17 protein-coding genes are annotated in these 16,201 nt (G+C 70.8%); 7 read left to right on the plus strand and 10 right to left on the minus strand.

Annotated elements, in window-relative coordinates; genetic code table 11:
* Positions 1–18: 18 nt before the first annotated feature.
* Positions 19–891, minus strand: coding sequence for an ABC transporter ATP-binding protein (locus ACFCVM_RS14295; protein WP_375837174.1), 873 nt, complete (start codon positions 889–891; stop codon positions 19–21).
* Between the two features lie 116 nt (positions 892–1,007).
* Complete coding sequence (locus ACFCVM_RS14300) at positions 1,008–2,432, minus strand: amidase (RefSeq protein WP_375837176.1); 1,425 nt, start codon at positions 2,430–2,432, stop codon at positions 1,008–1,010.
* Between the two features lie 48 nt (positions 2,433–2,480).
* Between ACFCVM_RS14300 and ACFCVM_RS14305 the strand changes: the two genes are divergently transcribed.
* Positions 2,481–3,098: a hypothetical protein gene (locus ACFCVM_RS14305; protein WP_375837178.1), complete on the plus strand. Its 618-nt coding sequence runs from the start codon at positions 2,481–2,483 to the stop codon at positions 3,096–3,098.
* Positions 3,099–3,150: 52 nt separating this feature from the next.
* On the opposite strand, the gene ACFCVM_RS14310 is transcribed toward ACFCVM_RS14305, so the two are convergent.
* From ACFCVM_RS14310 to ACFCVM_RS14335, 6 genes are all read right to left on the minus strand, one after another.
* Positions 3,151–3,729: a GNAT family N-acetyltransferase gene (locus ACFCVM_RS14310; RefSeq protein WP_375837179.1), complete on the minus strand. Its 579-nt coding sequence runs from the start codon at positions 3,727–3,729 to the stop codon at positions 3,151–3,153.
* A 78-nt stretch (positions 3,730–3,807) separates the two neighbouring features.
* The gene (locus tag ACFCVM_RS14315) at positions 3,808–4,494 is read right to left on the minus strand and encodes a uracil-DNA glycosylase (RefSeq protein ID WP_375837180.1); all 687 of its coding nucleotides are present in this window, start codon (positions 4,492–4,494) and stop codon (positions 3,808–3,810) included.
* 9 nt (positions 4,495–4,503) lie between these two features.
* On the minus strand, positions 4,504–5,235 hold the full coding sequence (locus ACFCVM_RS14320) for a Type 1 glutamine amidotransferase-like domain-containing protein (RefSeq protein WP_375837182.1): 732 nt from the start codon (positions 5,233–5,235) through the stop codon (positions 4,504–4,506).
* Entirely contained in the window at positions 5,232–5,756 is a 525-nt protein-coding gene (locus ACFCVM_RS14325; protein ID WP_375837184.1) for a phosphoribosyltransferase, read from the minus strand. Before ACFCVM_RS14325 ends, ACFCVM_RS14320 begins: the two co-directional genes overlap by 4 nt.
* 58 nt (positions 5,757–5,814) lie before the next feature.
* Positions 5,815–6,621 carry a potassium channel family protein gene (locus ACFCVM_RS14330; protein WP_375837186.1) on the minus strand — a complete coding sequence of 269 codons (807 nt, stop codon included), beginning with the start codon at positions 6,619–6,621 and terminating at the stop codon, positions 5,815–5,817.
* Entirely contained in the window at positions 6,621–7,403 is a 783-nt protein-coding gene (locus ACFCVM_RS14335; protein ID WP_375837187.1) for an SDR family NAD(P)-dependent oxidoreductase, read from the minus strand. The genes ACFCVM_RS14330 and ACFCVM_RS14335 overlap by 1 nt, the downstream gene beginning before the upstream one ends.
* A gap of 96 nt (positions 7,404–7,499) precedes the next feature.
* On the opposite strand from ACFCVM_RS14335, the gene ACFCVM_RS14340 reads away from it, so the two are divergent.
* From ACFCVM_RS14340 to ACFCVM_RS14365, 6 genes are all read left to right on the plus strand, one after another.
* The gene (locus ACFCVM_RS14340) at positions 7,500–8,552 is read left to right on the plus strand and encodes an acyltransferase family protein (protein WP_375837188.1); all 1,053 of its coding nucleotides are present in this window, start codon (positions 7,500–7,502) and stop codon (positions 8,550–8,552) included.
* Between the two features lie 135 nt (positions 8,553–8,687).
* Positions 8,688–10,010, plus strand: coding sequence for a bifunctional o-acetylhomoserine/o-acetylserine sulfhydrylase (locus ACFCVM_RS14345; protein ID WP_375837189.1), 1,323 nt, complete (start codon positions 8,688–8,690; stop codon positions 10,008–10,010).
* 136 nt (positions 10,011–10,146) lie between these two features.
* A complete protein-coding gene (locus ACFCVM_RS14350; RefSeq protein ID WP_375837190.1) occupies positions 10,147–11,352 on the plus strand; it encodes a homoserine O-acetyltransferase in 1,206 nt (401 codons plus the stop codon).
* 100 nt (positions 11,353–11,452) lie between these two features.
* On the plus strand, positions 11,453–12,610 hold the full coding sequence (locus ACFCVM_RS14355) for a sensor histidine kinase (RefSeq protein ID WP_375837191.1): 1,158 nt from the start codon (positions 11,453–11,455) through the stop codon (positions 12,608–12,610).
* Positions 12,607–13,869: a hypothetical protein gene (locus tag ACFCVM_RS14360; RefSeq protein WP_375837192.1), complete on the plus strand. Its 1,263-nt coding sequence runs from the start codon at positions 12,607–12,609 to the stop codon at positions 13,867–13,869. Before ACFCVM_RS14355 ends, ACFCVM_RS14360 begins: the two co-directional genes overlap by 4 nt.
* The gene (locus ACFCVM_RS14365) at positions 13,869–14,519 is read left to right on the plus strand and encodes a response regulator (RefSeq protein ID WP_375837193.1); all 651 of its coding nucleotides are present in this window, start codon (positions 13,869–13,871) and stop codon (positions 14,517–14,519) included. Before ACFCVM_RS14360 ends, ACFCVM_RS14365 begins: the two co-directional genes overlap by 1 nt.
* A gap of 7 nt (positions 14,520–14,526) precedes the next feature.
* Here the strand turns inward: ACFCVM_RS14365 and ACFCVM_RS14370 are convergent, their stop codons facing one another.
* Both ACFCVM_RS14370 and ACFCVM_RS14375 read right to left on the minus strand, forming a co-directional pair.
* Complete coding sequence (locus tag ACFCVM_RS14370) at positions 14,527–15,801, minus strand: MFS transporter (protein ID WP_375837194.1); 1,275 nt, start codon at positions 15,799–15,801, stop codon at positions 14,527–14,529.
* Positions 15,802–15,874: 73 nt separating this feature from the next.
* Positions 15,875–16,192 carry an MTH1187 family thiamine-binding protein gene (locus tag ACFCVM_RS14375; RefSeq protein ID WP_375837195.1) on the minus strand — a complete coding sequence of 106 codons (318 nt, stop codon included), beginning with the start codon at positions 16,190–16,192 and terminating at the stop codon, positions 15,875–15,877.
* Between the last annotated feature and the right edge of the window lie 9 nt (positions 16,193–16,201).

Below are 16,201 nucleotides of genomic sequence, written 5' to 3' on the forward strand. Positions count from 1 at the left end.
GTGGATGGAACGCAGGTTTCAGGCGACGGCGAGGCGCTCGACGCGTTGACGCGTGTTGTAGCGGCCGATGGGGCAGGTCGTGATGCAGCCGCGATCGTCGACCTCGACGTCGACGCGGATGCCGTAGGCCGAGCTCAGCACGTCGGAGACGAGCACCTCGGAGGGAGTGCCGACGGCGCGGACGCGGCCGGATTCGAGCAGCACGACCCGGTCGGCGACGGCGGCCGCCTGGTCGAGGTCGTGGAGCACGACGCCGATCGTGACACCGTGCTCGTCGGCGAGCTCGCGGATCAGGTCGAGGAGTTCGACCTGGTAGCGCAGGTCGAGGTAGGTGGTCGGTTCGTCGAGGAGGAGCACGCTCGTGTCCTGCGCGAGGCACGAGGCGAGCCAGACTCGCTGCAGCTGGCCGCCCGAGAGACGGTCGACGGACTGCTCGGCGAACTCGGCGACGCCCGTGAGTTCCATCGCTCGCACGACGATCGCGGCGCCGTCGGCGTCACCGGCGATCCACCGGCCGCGGTGCGGGTGCCGGCCGAACTCGACGAGCTCGCGCACGGTGATGCCGCCCGGCGTCGGCCGGCTCTGGGCGAGCAGGGTGACGCGCCGCGCGAACTCGCGGCCGTTCAGCGAGGCCGCGTCGATGCCGTGCTCGAGGAGGTCGGCGGGCTCGGTGCCGTGCGCGCCATCGCTGATCGTGTGGCCGTCGTCGGCAGCGAGGAGCACGCGGCCGGCGTCGGGGCGGTGCAGTCGGGCGAGCGAGCGCAGGAGCGTCGACTTGCCGCTGCCGTTGGGACCGACGAGCGCGGTGACCTTGCCCGGTTCGAGGTGGATCTCCGCTCCGTGCACCACGGGGGCGCCGTCGTAGGAGAGGGTGAGGTCGAGACCGAGCATGGCTCCACTATAGGTGAGGCTTACCTAACCTCGTCAACTCGGGCGTCGCAATCGACCGTCACACGCGTCATTCACAGGCGGCCATGACCCGAACGACGGTGCCGTGCGCGCCCCGGTCACCAGAGTTCCGGATGCCGACGGCTCCGCCCGACACGCCGCTCGAGCTGTGCGGCGATCGAGAAGAGCGCCTCCTCGCCGCCCGGCCGCCCGATGAGCTGAACGCCCATCGGCACCCCTCCCGCGGTCTCGGCGACCGACACGGTGATCGCCGGCAGACCCGAGACGTTCACGAACGAGGTGAACGGGGTGAACTGCACCTGCTGCGCGAAGTTGCGCTCACCGTCGGCGGGGTCGTACCAGCCGACCGGACGCGGCGTGAGCGCGAGGGCCGGGGTGAGCACCGCGTCGTAGGAGGCGAACCGGCGGATGACCCGCTCCTCGAAGCCCGTGAGCCAGGCGAGCGCTTCGGCGAGCCGTCGAGCCGGAAGCGCACGGCCGCGGGCCAGCAGCCAGCGCGTGAGCGGCTCGAGCAGCGCCTCCGCCTCCCCGTCGACGGGGATCGTCGCCGCTCCCGCCTGCCAGATCGTGCGGAAGGCATCGGAGTATCCGGGCTCGGGCTGCGGCGCCATCGCCTCCATGCCGTGGCCGAGGCCTTCGAGCGCTTCGATCGCGACGTCGAGCGCCGACCGCGCTTCGGGATCGATCACGATGTCGTAGGCGTCGTCCCACGGCGAATCGGTCATGACGCCGAGCTGGAACCTGCCCTCGCCCCGGATCGCCGCGCCGAGGAACGGCCCGTCGTCGCCGGGCGCGCGCATCGCGAAACGATGCGCCGCCGGGTACCCCGTCGGAGCGATCAGTCCGTCGAGGAGCAGGGCGGCATCGGCGACCGTGCGGGCGAGCGGTCCGGCGACGCCGAGCCCCGCGAGGCTCGTGATCCCGGAGCCCGCAGGCACCCGGCCGCGGCTCGGCTTGACGCCCACGAGTCCGCACGAGGCGGCCGGGATGCGGATCGACCCGCCGCCGTCGGATCCGGGTGCGAAGGGCAGCATTCCGGATGCCACGGCCGCCGCCGCTCCCCCGCTCGAACCGCCGGCGCCGAGCGAGAGATCCCACGGATTCCTGGTCGGGATCGCTCCGACGCCCTCGGTGTACGAGGGCAGCCCGAACTCGGGGGTCTGCGACTTGCCGAGGCTCACCGCGCCGGCCGCGTCGACCGACTGCACGAGTTCGTCGGAGGCATCCGGCACGAAGTCCGTGAACGCCCGGGAGCCGAACCGGGCGGGCACGCCGGCCCGGAGGTGCAGGTCCTTGTCGGCGAGCGGCAGGCCCCAGAGCGGTGCGGTCCTCGGCACGTCGGACATGACGTGGCGCGCCCGTTCGAGCGCCGCCTCGGGTGTCACGACGGCGAACGCGCCGACCTCGGGATCCAATCGCTCGACCCGGGCGAGATAGTGCTCCGTCAGCTCGACGGGCGAGATGTCGCCCCGCTGCAGCATCTGGTGGAGTTCGAGGGCCGTGTGATCGTGCAGGGACGTCATGCCCCGAGCCTACGGCCGCATGCGGTGCGGCGACGCTATCGTGAGGCCATGCAGGCGATCACGAGGCACCCGCTCATCTGGGGCGCCGCGTGGGCGGCCCTGCTCGGCGCTGTCATCGTCGTCGCCGCATTCCTCGACTGGCCGACGTGGGCGTGGTCGCTGCTCGTCGTGCTACTGGTCGCCCCGAGTCTCACCGCGACGATCGTCGTGCTGCGGGCGACGCCCCGAGACCACCTCGAGCACCGCACCTCGGTGTTCGGGCACTTCTTCGCGCGTTACCTGACGCTCGTGTTCGCCTTCTTCGCCTGGTCGGGATCGGTGGTGCTCGGTGCCGCCATCTCGACCTCGATCCAGCTCGCCGCCGAGGGCAAGGAGGATGAGCTCATGGGCATCGGGTTCGACGTGCTCTCCGCGCTCACTCCGATCGCGGCGACCGTGCTCTGGGCCGCGCTCGTCGTTCGGTGCTCGTGGTTCCTCGCGCGACTCCGCGGCTGGGGCGAGGCGCCCGCGACGAGCGAGGTCCCCGAGACCCTGCTCGCGAACCGCCCGAGCCTGCGGCGGATCGCGATCGGCCTCGCGCACCCCGGTCTCCTGCTCGCGACGGGGCTCGCATCGGCGCTCCTCGCGATGCTCGCCGCGGAGGTCGAGCTCAGCTTCTTCACCTGATCCGGAGGGCGCGGTCGGTGCACGCGGCACTCGCGCCGCGGCATCCGCTCGGCTACTTGAGCGACCGCTGCAACAACACCGTGCCGAGCCAGCGGTCGAACTTGAAGCCCACCCGGCCCATGCGACCGATCTCCTCGAAGCCGAACTTCTCGTGGAGCGCGATCGACGCCTCGGCGCCCTGGTCGGCGATGACCGCGATCATCTCCTTGAGTCCGGCGGCCTTCGATCGGTCGATGAGCTCGGCGAGCAGCACACGGCCGAGTCCCTTGCCGGATGCCGCGGGGCCGAGGTAGATCGAGTTCTCGACCGTGAACCGATACGCGCGTTTCGGCTTCCACGGCGAGACGAGCGCGTAGCCGAGCAACTGGCCGCTCGGCGACTCCGCCACGATGAACGGCATGCCGAGCTTCTCGAGGTAGGCGAACTTCGTCTTCCACTCCTTCAGCGTCATCGCGTCTTCGTCGAAGGTGACCGTGGAGTTGGCGACGTAGTAGTTGTAGATCTCGCGGACGGCGGGCAGGTCGGTGGCGCGGGCCTCGCGGAGCGCGTACTCGAACGGCGCCTCGGCGGGCACGGGCTTCCGAAGGTGGGGCGGCAGCACGCGGCGCTCCTGGTATTCCTCTTCGAGCATGCGGCCAGAATACCCGCGGCATGTTGCCGCCGGGTTACGTCGACGCGTGGCCGCCGTGCGGCGCGACGGTGTGGCCGGTCAGGCCGGCAGGCTCCAGTCGACCGGTTCGGCGCCCTGCGCCTCGAGCAGCGCGTTCGCCCGGCTGAACGGCTTCGACCCGAAGAAGCCGCGCGACGCCGAGAGCGGACTCGGATGCGCGGATTCGATCAGCGGGGTCGAGCCGAGCAGCGGCGCGAGTCGCTGGGCGTCGCGCCCCCAGAGGATCGCGACGAGGGGCCGGTCGCGCGCGACGAGCGTGCGGATGGCATGGTCGGTGACCGCCTCCCACCCCTTGCCCCGGTGCGAGCCGGCCGCGCCCGGGCCGACCGTCAGCACACGGTTCAGCAGCATGACCCCGTTCTCACTCCAGCGCGTGAGGTCGCCGTGCGGCAGCGGCGCCGTGCCGAGGTCGTCGACGAGTTCGCGGGAGATGTTCGCGAGGCTCCGCGGCAGCGGGCGCACGTGGCCGTCGACGGCGAAGGAGAGGCCGATCGGATGCCCCGGCGTGGGGTATGGGTCCTGGCCGACGATGAGCACCCGCACGTCGTCGAGCGGCGCACGGAACGCGCGGAGCACGTCGTCACCCGCCGGGAGGTACCCGCGCCCGGCAGCGGTCTCGACCCTGAGGAAGCGATCGAGTGCGGCGAGGTCGGGTGCGACCGGAGCGAGCGCCTCGGCCCAGCCCGGGTCGAGCAGGCCGGCCGCGAACCCGTCTGGCAACTGCACCGAGTCCACTCAGATGCCGATCGTGGAGACCAGCACGCCGCCCTCGGTCGGCAGCACCCGCCAGACGCTGCCCTTCCCCGCGGAACCGAGGCGGCCGTCGCCCACGATCAGCGCCGTGCGCTCGTCGATGCCGAGCCCGCCGGCGATGAGACGGGACTCGACGGCGGCGACCAGGCGGGAGAGCATGCCGCGCTGAGCGACGTGCACCTCGATGGCGACGTCGACCAGGCCGATCCCGGACTCGATCTCGAGCTCGAGCGGCTCGTCCTCGTCGTCGGGGTCCTCCGGTGCGACCTGCACGCCGCCGATGCGCGTGCCGCTTCCGAGCGAACCCTCGGCTGCGACCATCGCGCCGGCCGAGACGCCGAGGTAGGGCACGCCGTCGGCGACCTGCCGGCGCAGCTCGCCGAACAGCGGTTCGAGTCCGGCGCGCACGTCTTCGACGAACCCGCCGCCCACGGCGATGCCGTCGACGTCGGCGATCGCGGTGAGCGCGACCGGTTCACCGGGCCGCCCCGCGGTCGCATGCACCTCGATCCCGTCGCCGTCGCTGGCCGAAGTCAGGAGCTCGGCGAGCGCCGCGGCCTTCTCCTCGGACTCGGGGTGCAGGGAGATCACGGCGATGCGCGGCCGGGCGCGGCCCGCTGCACTCGCCCGGGCTGCGGCTTCGGCGACGAACGGCGCGTGCAACGCGGCATCCGCGCTGGTGGTCGCCCCGCCGCCGATGAGGTGCACGCTCATGCGGCGCCCTCGCCGACCACGACGGGCGGCAGTGCCGACCACGGGAAGACGATCCAGTCGTCGGTGCGTCGATAATCGAAGTCGGGCTCGAGCACGGTGTGCGACTTCGTGTAGAGCGTCGCGCTGCGGACGTCGGCACCGGCCTCGCCCAGGATGCCGACGACCTTCGCGAGCGTGCGGCCGGAATCGGAGACGTCGTCGACGAGGAGCACGCGCTTGCCGCCGAGCGCCGGCGCGTCGAGCATCGGCGGGTGCAGCACGGGCTCGGGCAGGCGTTCGTCGACGCCCGAGTAGAACTCCACGTTGATCGAACCGCAGGCCTTGGTGCCGAGCGCGTAGGCGATGGCGCCCGCGAAGAGCAGTCCGCCGCGTGCGATCGCGATCACCACGTCGGGCCGGAACCCGGATCCGAGCACGTCGGCCGCGACCTGCCGAGCGGCCTCGGCGAAATCATCCCAGGTCAGGATCTCGCGCCGGATCCCATCGTCGGCCGTGCCGGCGTCATTCGCATCGAAGGTCATGCTCCAAGGCTAGTCGCCGCCGGGCGCGCGCTCGGTGGCGGGTCGATGCGCGACCCGGTCAGCGCGGCGGTTGGTCCGAACGCGGTTCGTCAGCGAGCGGCACGTCGACAGGCGGCTCGTCGGCAGGTGGTTCGTCGAGAGGCGGCTCGCCGGCGGCATCCGGCGTCCCGAGCATGTCGAGCACTGCGCCTGTGCCGCCTCCGTGGTGCGCTCGCACCTGGCTCACCTTGTCGCCGATGTACGAGATGATCGTCGCCGATGCGGTGCCGACGATGGCGACGCCGCCGCCCATGAGGAACACCGCGTAGAAGCGCCCCTCGGTGGTGACCGGATACATGTCGCCGTAGCCCACCGTCGCGATCGTGACGATGGCCCACCACACGGAGTCGCCGAACGTGGTGATGGTGGCGCCCGGGGCATTGCGCTCCGCCTGCAGCGTCGCCAACGCGATGAAGTACACGAAGACGATGGCGTACGTGGAGCCGAAGATGATGATGTTCGCCCGCACCGCCGCGCCGCTCCGTCGCTGCAGGTACGGCACCTCGCGCAGCAGCGAGAGCACCCGGAACGCGCGGAACACCGGGATGATCGCCGAGAGGACGTCGATCGGATGCGTGCGGATCCACTTCCACCTGCCGCCGCGCGGTGTCAGCGACACGCGCACCACGACGTCGATCACGAAGACCAGCCACGCCGCCATGAGCGCGAAGAACAGCGGCGAACCCGGACCCCGCGGAATCCACGGTGCGAGCACGTAGATCGTGTACGCGACGATGAAGACGACGCCGAGCACGACGAGCGGCACCGTGGTGACGCGCTCCCAGTCGGTGCGTCGCCGCGCCTCGGTCGCCGGCTCCTCGGCCATCATCCCTCGCCGCGCACGGTCAGCGGCCCCTTGGTCAGTCGGTACGGAGCGGCCTGGGCGACGGGCTTGACGATGATCAGGTCGAGGTCGACGTGACGCGGCTTCAGCACGGCGTCGGCGACGACCGCCGCGATGTCCTCGGCGACGAGCGGCTCGGGCACGTCGTCGTAGACGGCCTCGGCCCGGGCGCGGTCGCCGCCGAAGCGCACGAGCGCGAACTCGTCGGTCTTCACCATGCCGGGCGCGACCTCGATGACCCGCAGGGGTTCGCCGTTCAGCTCCAGCCGCAGCACCTCGGTGAGCGCGTGCGCGGCGAACTTGGCGGCGTTGTACCCGCCGCCGCCGACGTAGGCGGTGTGCCCCGCGATCGAGGTGATGTTCACGATGTCGGCCACTCCGCGCTCGACCGCACCGCGCCGCAGCAACGGCAGCAGCGTGCTCGTCACGCGCTTCAGCGCGAGCACGTTCACCTCGAACATCCACGCCCAGTCGTCGACGTCGGAGGCCTCGACCGAATCGAGCCCCTTGGCGCCGCCCGCGTTGTTGACGAGCGCGTGCACGGGGCCCGTCGCCTCGAGGTGGTCGCGGAGGCGGTCGACGTCGGCCTGCTTCGTGAGGTCGGCGACCACGACGGATGCCCCGGTCTCCTCGGCGAGCGCCTGCAGGCGCTCCTCTCGGCGCGCGACCCCGACGACGTCCCAGCCTGCCGCGCGGAACGCGCGCACGGTCGCTGCACCGATGCCGGAACTCGCACCGGTCACGACCACTCGAAGCTCGCTCATGCGCCCATTCTGCCCTGCCGAGCGCCCCCCGTGCGGTTGAATGGACTGATGCATTCGCGACCGCCGGCAACCCCGACCAAGCGCAGACGTGTCCCCATGTGGGACAACGCCCGCTGGATCGCGATCACACTCGTCGTCGTCGGCCACGGCATCCTGCCGCTGATCGCCGAATCGAACTCGGCGTACAGCGTGTACCTGTTCATCTACTCGTTCCACGTCGCGGTCTTCGTCGTGGTCAGCGGCTACTTCGCGAAATCGGGTCCGCCGAACGCCAGGGCGCTCCGGCAGATCCTCACCGACATCGTGTTCCCGTTCTTCATCTTCGAGACGATCTGGACGATCATCAGGTGGCTCCTCGGCGGCGAGTTCGCGCTCGACTTCACGACGGCGTCGTGGACCCTCTGGTTCCTCATCGCACTGGCCGTGTGGCGCATCGTGCTGCCCTACCTCGTGCTCCTGCGCTATCCGCTCCTGATCGCGATCCTCATCTCGATCGGGGCCGGCTACACGGAGACGATCGACTCGACGCTCGCGCTGTCGCGAACGCTCGGCATGCTGCCCTTCTTCGTCTTCGGCTGGAAGCTGCGCCAATGGCAGCTCACCGGCCGCTGGCTCGAACTCCGCGCCGCCGTCGCATGGCGCTGGCGGGCCGGTGCCATCGCGCTGTTCGGCGTGACGCTCGTGCTCATGCCGCTCGCGATCGAGACGTGGCGCGACCTGAAGCTGCGCCGCTTCATGCTCTACGACGAGTCGTACCAGGCGATCGGCTACGACGAGCCGTGGTCGGGCGCCATCCGGCTGGGGCTCCTGCTCTTCGCGATGCTCCTGTCGGTCGCGTTCCTCGTGCTCATGCCGCGCGGCGCGCACTGGTTCACGCCCTTCGGCACGGCCACGATGTACATCTACCTGCTGCACACCTTCGTGCTGTTCCCGTTCCGCGAGACCGAGGTGCTCGCCGGCGACCAGCCCTTCTGGGTGCTGCCGGCGATGATGCTCTTCTGCGTCGCGATCTCGATCGTGCTCTCGCTGAAACCCGTGCGGCGGGTCTTCCGTCCGCTCGTCGAGCCGAAGGCGCGCTGGCTGTTCCGCCCCGAGCCGTCGACGGCGACCGGCACGATCGTGCTGCCACCCGATGCAGGGCCTCGGTAGGCCGTCTCCACCGGTCGAGCGGATGCCGCGTGCGTGACGCCGTGTTGCGACCTCCGTTGCCCGTCCCGGCGCGCCCGCCTAACGTGACTCGAAAGCTGCGGCGAACCCGCCCGAGCCGTTCCTGAGGAGACGTCAATGACCGAGACCGCCGACTGGCGCTTCGAGACCAAGCAGGTGCACTCGGGAGCCGCTCCCGACCCCGTGACCAACGCCCGCGCCACGCCGATCTACCAGACCACCTCATACGTGTTCAACAGCGCGGAGCACGCGCAGAACCTCTTCGCGCTCGCCGAGTTCGGCAACATCTACACGCGCATCCAGAACCCGACGCAGGCCGTCGTCGAAGAGCGCATCGCCGCGCTCGAGGGCGGCACCGGTGCCCTGCTCGTGGCGTCGGGCCAGTCGGCGTCGACGTTCGCAGTGCTGAACATCGCGCAGGCCGGCGACCACATCGTCTCGTCGTCGTCGATCTACGGCGGCACCTACAACCTCTTCAAGTACACGCTCGCCAAGCTCGGCATCGAGACGACCTTCGTCGAGAACCAGGACGACGCCGACGAGTGGCGCCGTGCCGTGCGCCCGAACACGAAGCTCTTCTTCGCAGAGACCATCGGCAACCCGAAGATCAACGTGCTCGACATCGGCCTCGTCTCGGGCGTCGCCCACGACTCGGGCGTGCCGCTCATCGTCGACAACACGATCGCGACGCCGTACCTCATCCGCCCGTTCGAGCACGGCGCCGACATCATCATCCACTCGGCCACGAAGTTCCTCGGCGGCCACGGCACCACCATCGGCGGCGTCATCGTCGACGGCGGAAAGTTCGAGTGGTCGAAGAACGTCGAGAAGTTCCCCGGGCTGACCGAGCCCGACCCCTCGTACCACGGCGCGAGCTACACGGCCGCGGTCGGCGACGGGCTCGCCTACGTCATCAAGGCGCGCGTGCAGCTGCTCCGCGACCTCGGCGCGGCGATCGCGCCGAACAGCGCGTGGCTCCTCATCCAGGGCATCGAGACGCTCTCGCTCCGCATCGAGCGCCACGTGCAGAACGCCCAGGAGATCGCGGAGTGGCTCGACAACCACCCCGACGTCGCGAGCGTCAACTACTCGGGCCTGCCGTCGAGCCCCTGGTACGCGGCCGCGAACACGTACGCTCCCAAGGGCGTCGGCGCGGTGCTCTCGTTCGAGCTGAAGGGCGGCGTCGACGCCGGGCGTGCGCTCGTCGACAACCTCTCGCTGTTCAGCCACCTCGCCAACATCGGCGACGTGCGCTCGCTCGTCATCCACCCGGCGTCGACGACGCACTCGCAGCTGACTCCCGAGCAGCAGCTCACGACCGGTGTCACGCCGGGCCTCGTGCGCCTGTCGGTCGGCATCGAGAACATCGACGACCTGAAGGCCGACCTCGAGGCGGGCTTCGCCGCCGCGCGCGCCGCCACGGAGGCCGCTCGCGTCTGACGCCGCAACGAACAGCGGATGCCGCGGGCCTGCACGGGCCCGCGGCATCCGCTGTTTCGCGTGCTCGTCGCGTTGCGCAGCCCGGGACCGGCGTAACAATGCACGACAGGTCGCCGGCCTCGGGAAGAATCGAAGCATGGACTGGCAGACGACAGCCGATGCGGTGCCCGCGAGCATCGTCACCGAGGCGCGCGCCGCGTCGCTCGCCGGCCGTGCCCCCGCGACGGGTGCCTGGCGCGAAGGCGACGCCGTCGGCGACCGCCGGTTCGCGAGCATCGGCGACGTCGCCCTCGACTCCGGCCGAGTGCTGCCCTCGGTGCGCATCGCCTACGAGCAATGGGGCACGCTCTCACCCCGGCGCGACAACGCGATCCTCGTGCTGCACGCGCTGACGGGCGACAGCCACGTGATGGGTCCGGCCGGCCCCGCGCATCCGAGCGCCGGCTGGTGGCCCGGCATCGTCGGTCCCGGCCTCTCGATCGACACCGACCGCTGGTTCGTCGTGGCGCCGAACGTGCTCGGCGGCTGCCAGGGCTCGACCGGCCCCGCCTCCCTCGCGGCCGACCGCGCCGAGTGGGGCGTCCGCTTCCCCTTCCTCACGATCCGCGACCAGGTGCGCGCGCAGATCGCGTTCGCCCGCGAGCTCGGCATCGAGCGCTTCGCCGCTGTCGTCGGCGGCTCGATGGGCGCCATGCACGTGCTCGAGTGGGCGATCATGGCACCCGACGCGGTCGAGCGCATCGCGGTGCTCGCGGCCCCCGCCGCGACTTCGGCCGACCAGATCGCCCTGAACTCGGTGCAGATCGAGGCCATCCGCACCGACCCCGCATTCCGCGGCGGCGAGTTCTACGACGCACCCGACGGCGACGGCCCGACTCGCGGGCTCGCGCTCGCCCGGCGCATGGCGATGCTCAACTACCGCACCGCGAGCGAGCTCAACCAGCGATTCGCGCGCAGCTGGCAGTCCGACCTCGACCCGCTCGGCGGCGACGGCCGCTTCGCCGTCGAGTCCTACCTCGACTTCCACGGGAACAAGTTCACGCGGCGCTTCGACGCGAACAGCTACATCGTGCTCACGCAGGCGATGAACTCGCATGACATCGCGCGCGGCCGCGGCGGGGTCGCCGCGGCGCTCGCGCGGGTCGAGGCGCGCAGCCTCGTGCTCGGCATCGACAGCGACCGCTACTTCCCGCTCGCCGGCCAGGCCGAGATCGCCGCCGGGCTGCGTGCGAGCATCCACGGTTCCGCGCCGCTGGTCGTCTCCTCCGAGTACGGCCACGACGCCTTCCTCATCGAAGACGACGCGATCGCCGCAGCGATCGGCGAGCTGCTCTCGAGCTGAGCACCTGCCGGGGTCCCGGCCTCCCCAGCACCCCGTCGACTCCGCTACTCTTCGAATGACGGCGTGTGCTCAACGCCGCCGAACGGGCCGAGGGGGTGTCATGAAGCGCATCCACAAGGAACGCGACCGGCTGCTCCGCAGACTCGCAAGGATCTCGGGCCTGAGCGGCGCGGTCGGGTCGTTCCTGTGCCTCCTCGTGCCGGGCGCGTCGACGGGCCTCGAACTCCTGCTCGCTGCCGCGCTCAGCGCCGGCACCATCCTCTTCCTCATCCTGCACACGGCTCGAGGCGCGCTCATGCCGGCGATCGCGGCGGTGGCCTGCTCCGTCGCGTTCATCAGCGTGCTCGGCGCAGCGCCCGTGATCGATCCCGTCGCCGCCTCCGCAATGGCCGTCACGGCGTCGGTGACGTCCGCTTCGGTCGCGATCCCGCTCATCGTCAGGGCCGACGGCGCCTTCATCGTGCTCGCCCTCGTCGCGGCCGTGCTCATCGCCGTCGGGGTCGTCGCGATCACCGGCCATGCGATGCAGGTCGTCGCGATCGGCGCCCTCATGGGGTGGGCCGCCAATTCCACGATCGGCATCTGGCTCGATCGGTCGATCGCCGCGGCGTCCGACCGCATCCACGAGGTCGGTCGCGCGCACGAGGCCGAGCGGCTCGCGAGCGAGCTGGAGTCGCAGCAGCGTCAAGACGCACGCGTGCTGCACGACACCGTGCTCGCGACGCTGAGCCTCCTCGCCCATTCGGGCGTCGGGGTCGGCGCCGGGGCACTCCGGCAGCAGGCCGGCGACGATGCCCGCCTGCTCAAGCAGTTGCGGCTCGGCGCGCCACTCGACCGCGGCTCGACCGCGATCTTCTCCCCCGAGGCCGACGACGACAGCCTCGGGGTGACCTTCGAGTCGGTGCGCCAGCGGTTCGCACGCATGGGCCTCGACGTGAACTGGCATGGCGCCGGCAGGCTCGCGCTGCCGCGGGACACCCTCGACGCGCTCCTCGGCGCGCTCGGAGAGTGCCTCGAGAACGTTCGCCGGCATTCCGGGGTCTCCGAGGCGGATGTCACCGTCAGCGACGACGAACGCACGGTCCGTGCGATGGTCACCGACGCCGGTTCGGGCTTCGAACCCGCTGCGGTCGACGGCGCCCGCCTCGGGTACGCGGAATCCGTCGTCGGCCGGCTCAGCGTCGTCGGAGGGCGCGCACGCATCTTCTCCTCACCGGGCTCGGGCACCACGGTCATGCTCGAGGTGCCGAAGCCATGAGCGAACCCCAGATCGCAGCCACCACCCTCGGGCGCCAGTTCCGGCGGCCGAGCCGATCGGCGCGGGCCGCCGGCGACGTGCGCGAGAGCCACGGCGGCCGCCGCCTGGCCACCGGCATCACGATCGCCTCGGCCTTCATCATCATCGGGCACCTCGCGCACGCCGTGACCGTGGCCCCGCTCTTCCCGCCCGGGCAGAGTCCGTGGCCGGCCTGGCTCGCGCTGGCCGGGGTCGTCGGCATCGGCGTGATCTCCCGCCTCGTGTCGCGGAACACCCCGCTGCCCGACGTGCTCTACGTCGTGCTGCTCATCGCGCTCATCGCGCCGGTGTGGCTCGACGTGTCCTCGTCGATGGGGCTGCTGCACCTCGGCGTCACGCCGACCGCTGCCGCGGCGGCCGGCGCCGTGCTGATGCCGGTGGCCGCGATCCGCGGCACGCGCATCCCGATGCTCGTGGCGAGCATGATCGGTGCGGTGATCGCGGGCTCGGCGCTCCTCCAGGTCGCCACGGCCGGGCACTACACGGTGACCGGACTCGCCGTCGCGGGCACCACGGTGCTGCCCATGGCCATCGCCGTGATCGCGATCGGCGGGTTCCGCCGGCTCATCCGGCGCGAGCTCGACCTCTCCCTCGTGCAGAGCACGGTCGCGACTCCGCACACGGCGGTCGGGATGCGCGCATCCGAAGAGCTCGCCCAACTCGACTTCGACGCGGAGTCGCTGCTCGACGATGTCGGCTCGGGACGCATCGCGATCCCGCTCCCGGCCGAGGCGGCCGAACGCGCCGGAAACCTCGCCGCACGGCTCCGGGTACGGCTCATCGAGGGCCGCAACGACACCTGGCTCCGACACGCCGTCACCGAGTCGGCCTACCTCAGCAACCGGGTCACGGTCGACGATCCCGGCGGGCTCGCCGGGGTGCTCTCGTCCGACCAGCGCGACGGGCTCCTGCTCGCCCTGTGGTTCCTCGTCGGAGAGCAGTCGAAGGGATCCGCGGAACTCGCGGCGCATGTCTCGTGCCGTGAGCCCGACGACGCATCCGACCCCGAATCGCCCGATCTGCAATTCTCGATCGACGTCTCCGGTGTCGTTCAACGTCGCGTCGACCCCGCAACGTGGGATGCACTCGGTACAGTCGGTACACACGATGTCGTTGCGGGGCCAGAGTCATTCCGGATCAACATCGACTGCCGAGTCGACCCGAACGTCTCTGCAGGAGTCACGGCCGTCCGCGGGGCGGCCCGTCAAAGGGGAATCTGATGGCAGAGAGCGCTCCACCGATCCGTCTGGCGATCGTCGACGACCACCGCATGCTGCTGGGCGCGCTCTCGGAGTGGATCCGAAACGCCGCCCCCGACATCGAGCTCCTCGCAGCGGTGCCGTCGTGGTCCGAGTTGCTCGCCCACCCCGAGTTCCCGGTCGACGTCGTCCTCCTCGATCTCGACCTGCGAGACAACATCCCCATCTCGCTGAAGTTGTCGATGCTGAAGTCGGCGGGCGTGCAGACGATGCTCATGAGCACGTACTCAGAGCCGACCGTCGTGCGCGAGGCACTGGGATCGGGTGCCCTCGGCTACCTCGTGAAGTCGGAGCCCGTCGAGACGATCATCGAGGCGATCCGCGCGGCCAGGCTCGGCGAGTCCTACCTGACCCCCGAACTCGAGCTCGCGCTCACCACAGAGGGTTCGTCACCGAAGCTCTCGGCGCAGGAGCGCCGTGTGATGGCGCTCTACGGCGCCGGCCAGCCCGTCAAGGCCGTCGCGTTCCAGCTCGGCATCTCCGAGGAGACCGCGAAGAGCTACCTCAAGCGCATCCGCGAGAAGTACCGCGCTGCCGGCTACGACGTCGGCACCAAGGTGGCGCTCCGCAAGCGGGCGATCCTCGACGGCATCCTGCTGCAGTCCGACTGAGCCGGGCTCACACCTCGACGGCGTGCATCGCGCCGGTCGCATACGGCACCGCGACGCCGCGACGCACGCGCGCACGGTCGAGTGCGAACGAGACGACGGCCAGCAGCGCGCCGGCGAGCGTCAGCAGCAGTCCGATCCAGATCGGTGCGACGTAGCCGAGGCCGCCCGCGATCGCGATGCCGCCGAGCAGCGCGCCGAGGCTGTTGCCGATGTTCAGCGCCGAGTGGTTCAGCGCGGCCGCGATCGACTGGCTGTCGCGCGCGACATCCATGAGTCGGGCCTGGATGGTCGGAGAGAGTGCAGAGGATGCCGCACCGACGAGCAGCACGCCGGTGAGCAGGCCGATCGGGTTCGATGCGGTGAGGCCGAGCAGCACGAGCGCGCCTGCGAGCACGGCGAAGAACAGGTACATCGCCCGGCGAACGCTCCAGTCGGCGAGTCGCCCGCCCGCGAAGTTGCCGATCGTCATGCCGACGCCGATCGCGACGAGCACGACCGGCACGAACTCCTCGGGGAGCCCTGTGACGTCGGTGGCGAGCGGTGCGACGTAGCTGTAGACGGCGAAGAGCCCGCCGAAGCCGACCGCACCGATGCCGAGGGCGAACCACACCTGGGCTCGGGTGAAGGCCTTCAGTTCCCGCTTCATCGTCGCGCCCGGGTCGCCGGCCTGCCACGGCACGGCGATGAGCACCGCGACGAACGTGAGGGCGAAGATCACCGCGACCGCGACGTAGGCGATGCGCCATCCGGCGATCTGGCCGAGCCAGGTGATCGCGGGCACCCCGATGACATTCGCGATCGTGAGCCCCGAGAGCACGAGTGCGACACCCCGTGCACGCTTGCCGGGGCCCATGAGGCTCGCCGCGACGAGCGAGGCGATGCCGAAGTACGCGCCGTGCGGGAGCGCTGCGATGAACCGGGCGACGAGCACGAGCTCGAAGGTCGGCAGCACGGCCGAGGCGATCGTGCCGAGGGTGAAGGCGGTGAGCAGCGCGAGCAGGAGCCGTTTGCGGGGCCAGCGCGCGGCTCCTGCGGCGATCGTCGGTGCGCCGACGACGACGCCGAGGGCGTACGCCGAGATGATCCAGCCGGCATTCGCGTTCGCGTCGGCCGACGACTGCGCGGAGAGCTCGGGCAGGAGGTCGTGCGCGATGTTCGGCAGCAGGCCCATGGCGACGAACTCGGTCGATCCGATGGCGAAGCCGCCGAGGGCGAGCGCCAGGAGCGCGAAACGGATACGGGCCGGCGACAATGTCGTCGGCCCGTCGATGGGGTGGGTCACCCATCGATTCTCGCACAGAAATCGAATCGATTCGATACCGCTCACCCGCGATGCGGTCCGACGACCGCGCGCCTCAGTCGTCGGCGTCGAGCGCGTCCATCGCCGTCTCGAGCCGCTCGAGCTTGCCCTCGAGCTCGCCGACGTATCCCGGGCGGATGTCGGCCTTCAGCACGAGCGAGACCCGCGAGCCGTATGCACCGACCGCCTCGGTGGCACGACGCACGACGTCGAAGACCTCGTCCCACTCCCCCTCGATCGTCGTGAACATCGAATCGGTGCGGTTCGGCAGGCCCGATTCCCGCACGACGCGCACCGCTGCGGCGACGGCGTCGTGCACCGACCCGTCGCTGCCGCCCGTGCCGCTCGGCGCGACTGAGAATGCCACCAGCATGTTCCGTCT

The sequence above is a fragment of the Agromyces sp. NPDC056389 genome (genome assembly GCF_042262385.1).
Classification (GTDB): Bacteria; Actinomycetota; Actinomycetes; order Actinomycetales; family Microbacteriaceae; genus Agromyces.

Coding starts and splice junctions, on each gene's coding strand:
- ACFCVM_RS14305 (WP_375837178.1), top strand. CDS start 2,481: ATGCAGGCGATCACGAGGCACCCGCTCATCTGGGGCGCCGCGTGGGCG.
- ACFCVM_RS14345 (WP_375837189.1), top strand. CDS start 8,688: ATGACCGAGACCGCCGACTGGCGCTTCGAGACCAAGCAGGTGCACTCG.
- ACFCVM_RS14320 (WP_375837182.1), bottom strand. CDS start 5,235: ATGAGCGTGCACCTCATCGGCGGCGGGGCGACCACCAGCGCGGATGCC.
- ACFCVM_RS14340 (WP_375837188.1), top strand. CDS start 7,500: ATGTGGGACAACGCCCGCTGGATCGCGATCACACTCGTCGTCGTCGGC.
- ACFCVM_RS14350 (WP_375837190.1), top strand. CDS start 10,147: ATGGACTGGCAGACGACAGCCGATGCGGTGCCCGCGAGCATCGTCACC.
- ACFCVM_RS14300 (WP_375837176.1), bottom strand. CDS start 2,432: ATGACGTCCCTGCACGATCACACGGCCCTCGAACTCCACCAGATGCTG.
- ACFCVM_RS14375 (WP_375837195.1), bottom strand. CDS start 16,192: ATGCTGGTGGCATTCTCAGTCGCGCCGAGCGGCACGGGCGGCAGCGAC.
- ACFCVM_RS14310 (WP_375837179.1), bottom strand. CDS start 3,729: ATGCTCGAAGAGGAATACCAGGAGCGCCGCGTGCTGCCGCCCCACCTT.
- ACFCVM_RS14295 (WP_375837174.1), bottom strand. CDS start 891: ATGCTCGGTCTCGACCTCACCCTCTCCTACGACGGCGCCCCCGTGGTG.
- ACFCVM_RS14325 (WP_375837184.1), bottom strand. CDS start 5,756: ATGACCTTCGATGCGAATGACGCCGGCACGGCCGACGATGGGATCCGG.
- ACFCVM_RS14360 (WP_375837192.1), top strand. CDS start 12,607: ATGAGCGAACCCCAGATCGCAGCCACCACCCTCGGGCGCCAGTTCCGG.
- ACFCVM_RS14355 (WP_375837191.1), top strand. CDS start 11,453: ATGAAGCGCATCCACAAGGAACGCGACCGGCTGCTCCGCAGACTCGCA.
- ACFCVM_RS14365 (WP_375837193.1), top strand. CDS start 13,869: ATGGCAGAGAGCGCTCCACCGATCCGTCTGGCGATCGTCGACGACCAC.
- ACFCVM_RS14335 (WP_375837187.1), bottom strand. CDS start 7,403: ATGAGCGAGCTTCGAGTGGTCGTGACCGGTGCGAGTTCCGGCATCGGT.
- ACFCVM_RS14330 (WP_375837186.1), bottom strand. CDS start 6,621: ATGGCCGAGGAGCCGGCGACCGAGGCGCGGCGACGCACCGACTGGGAG.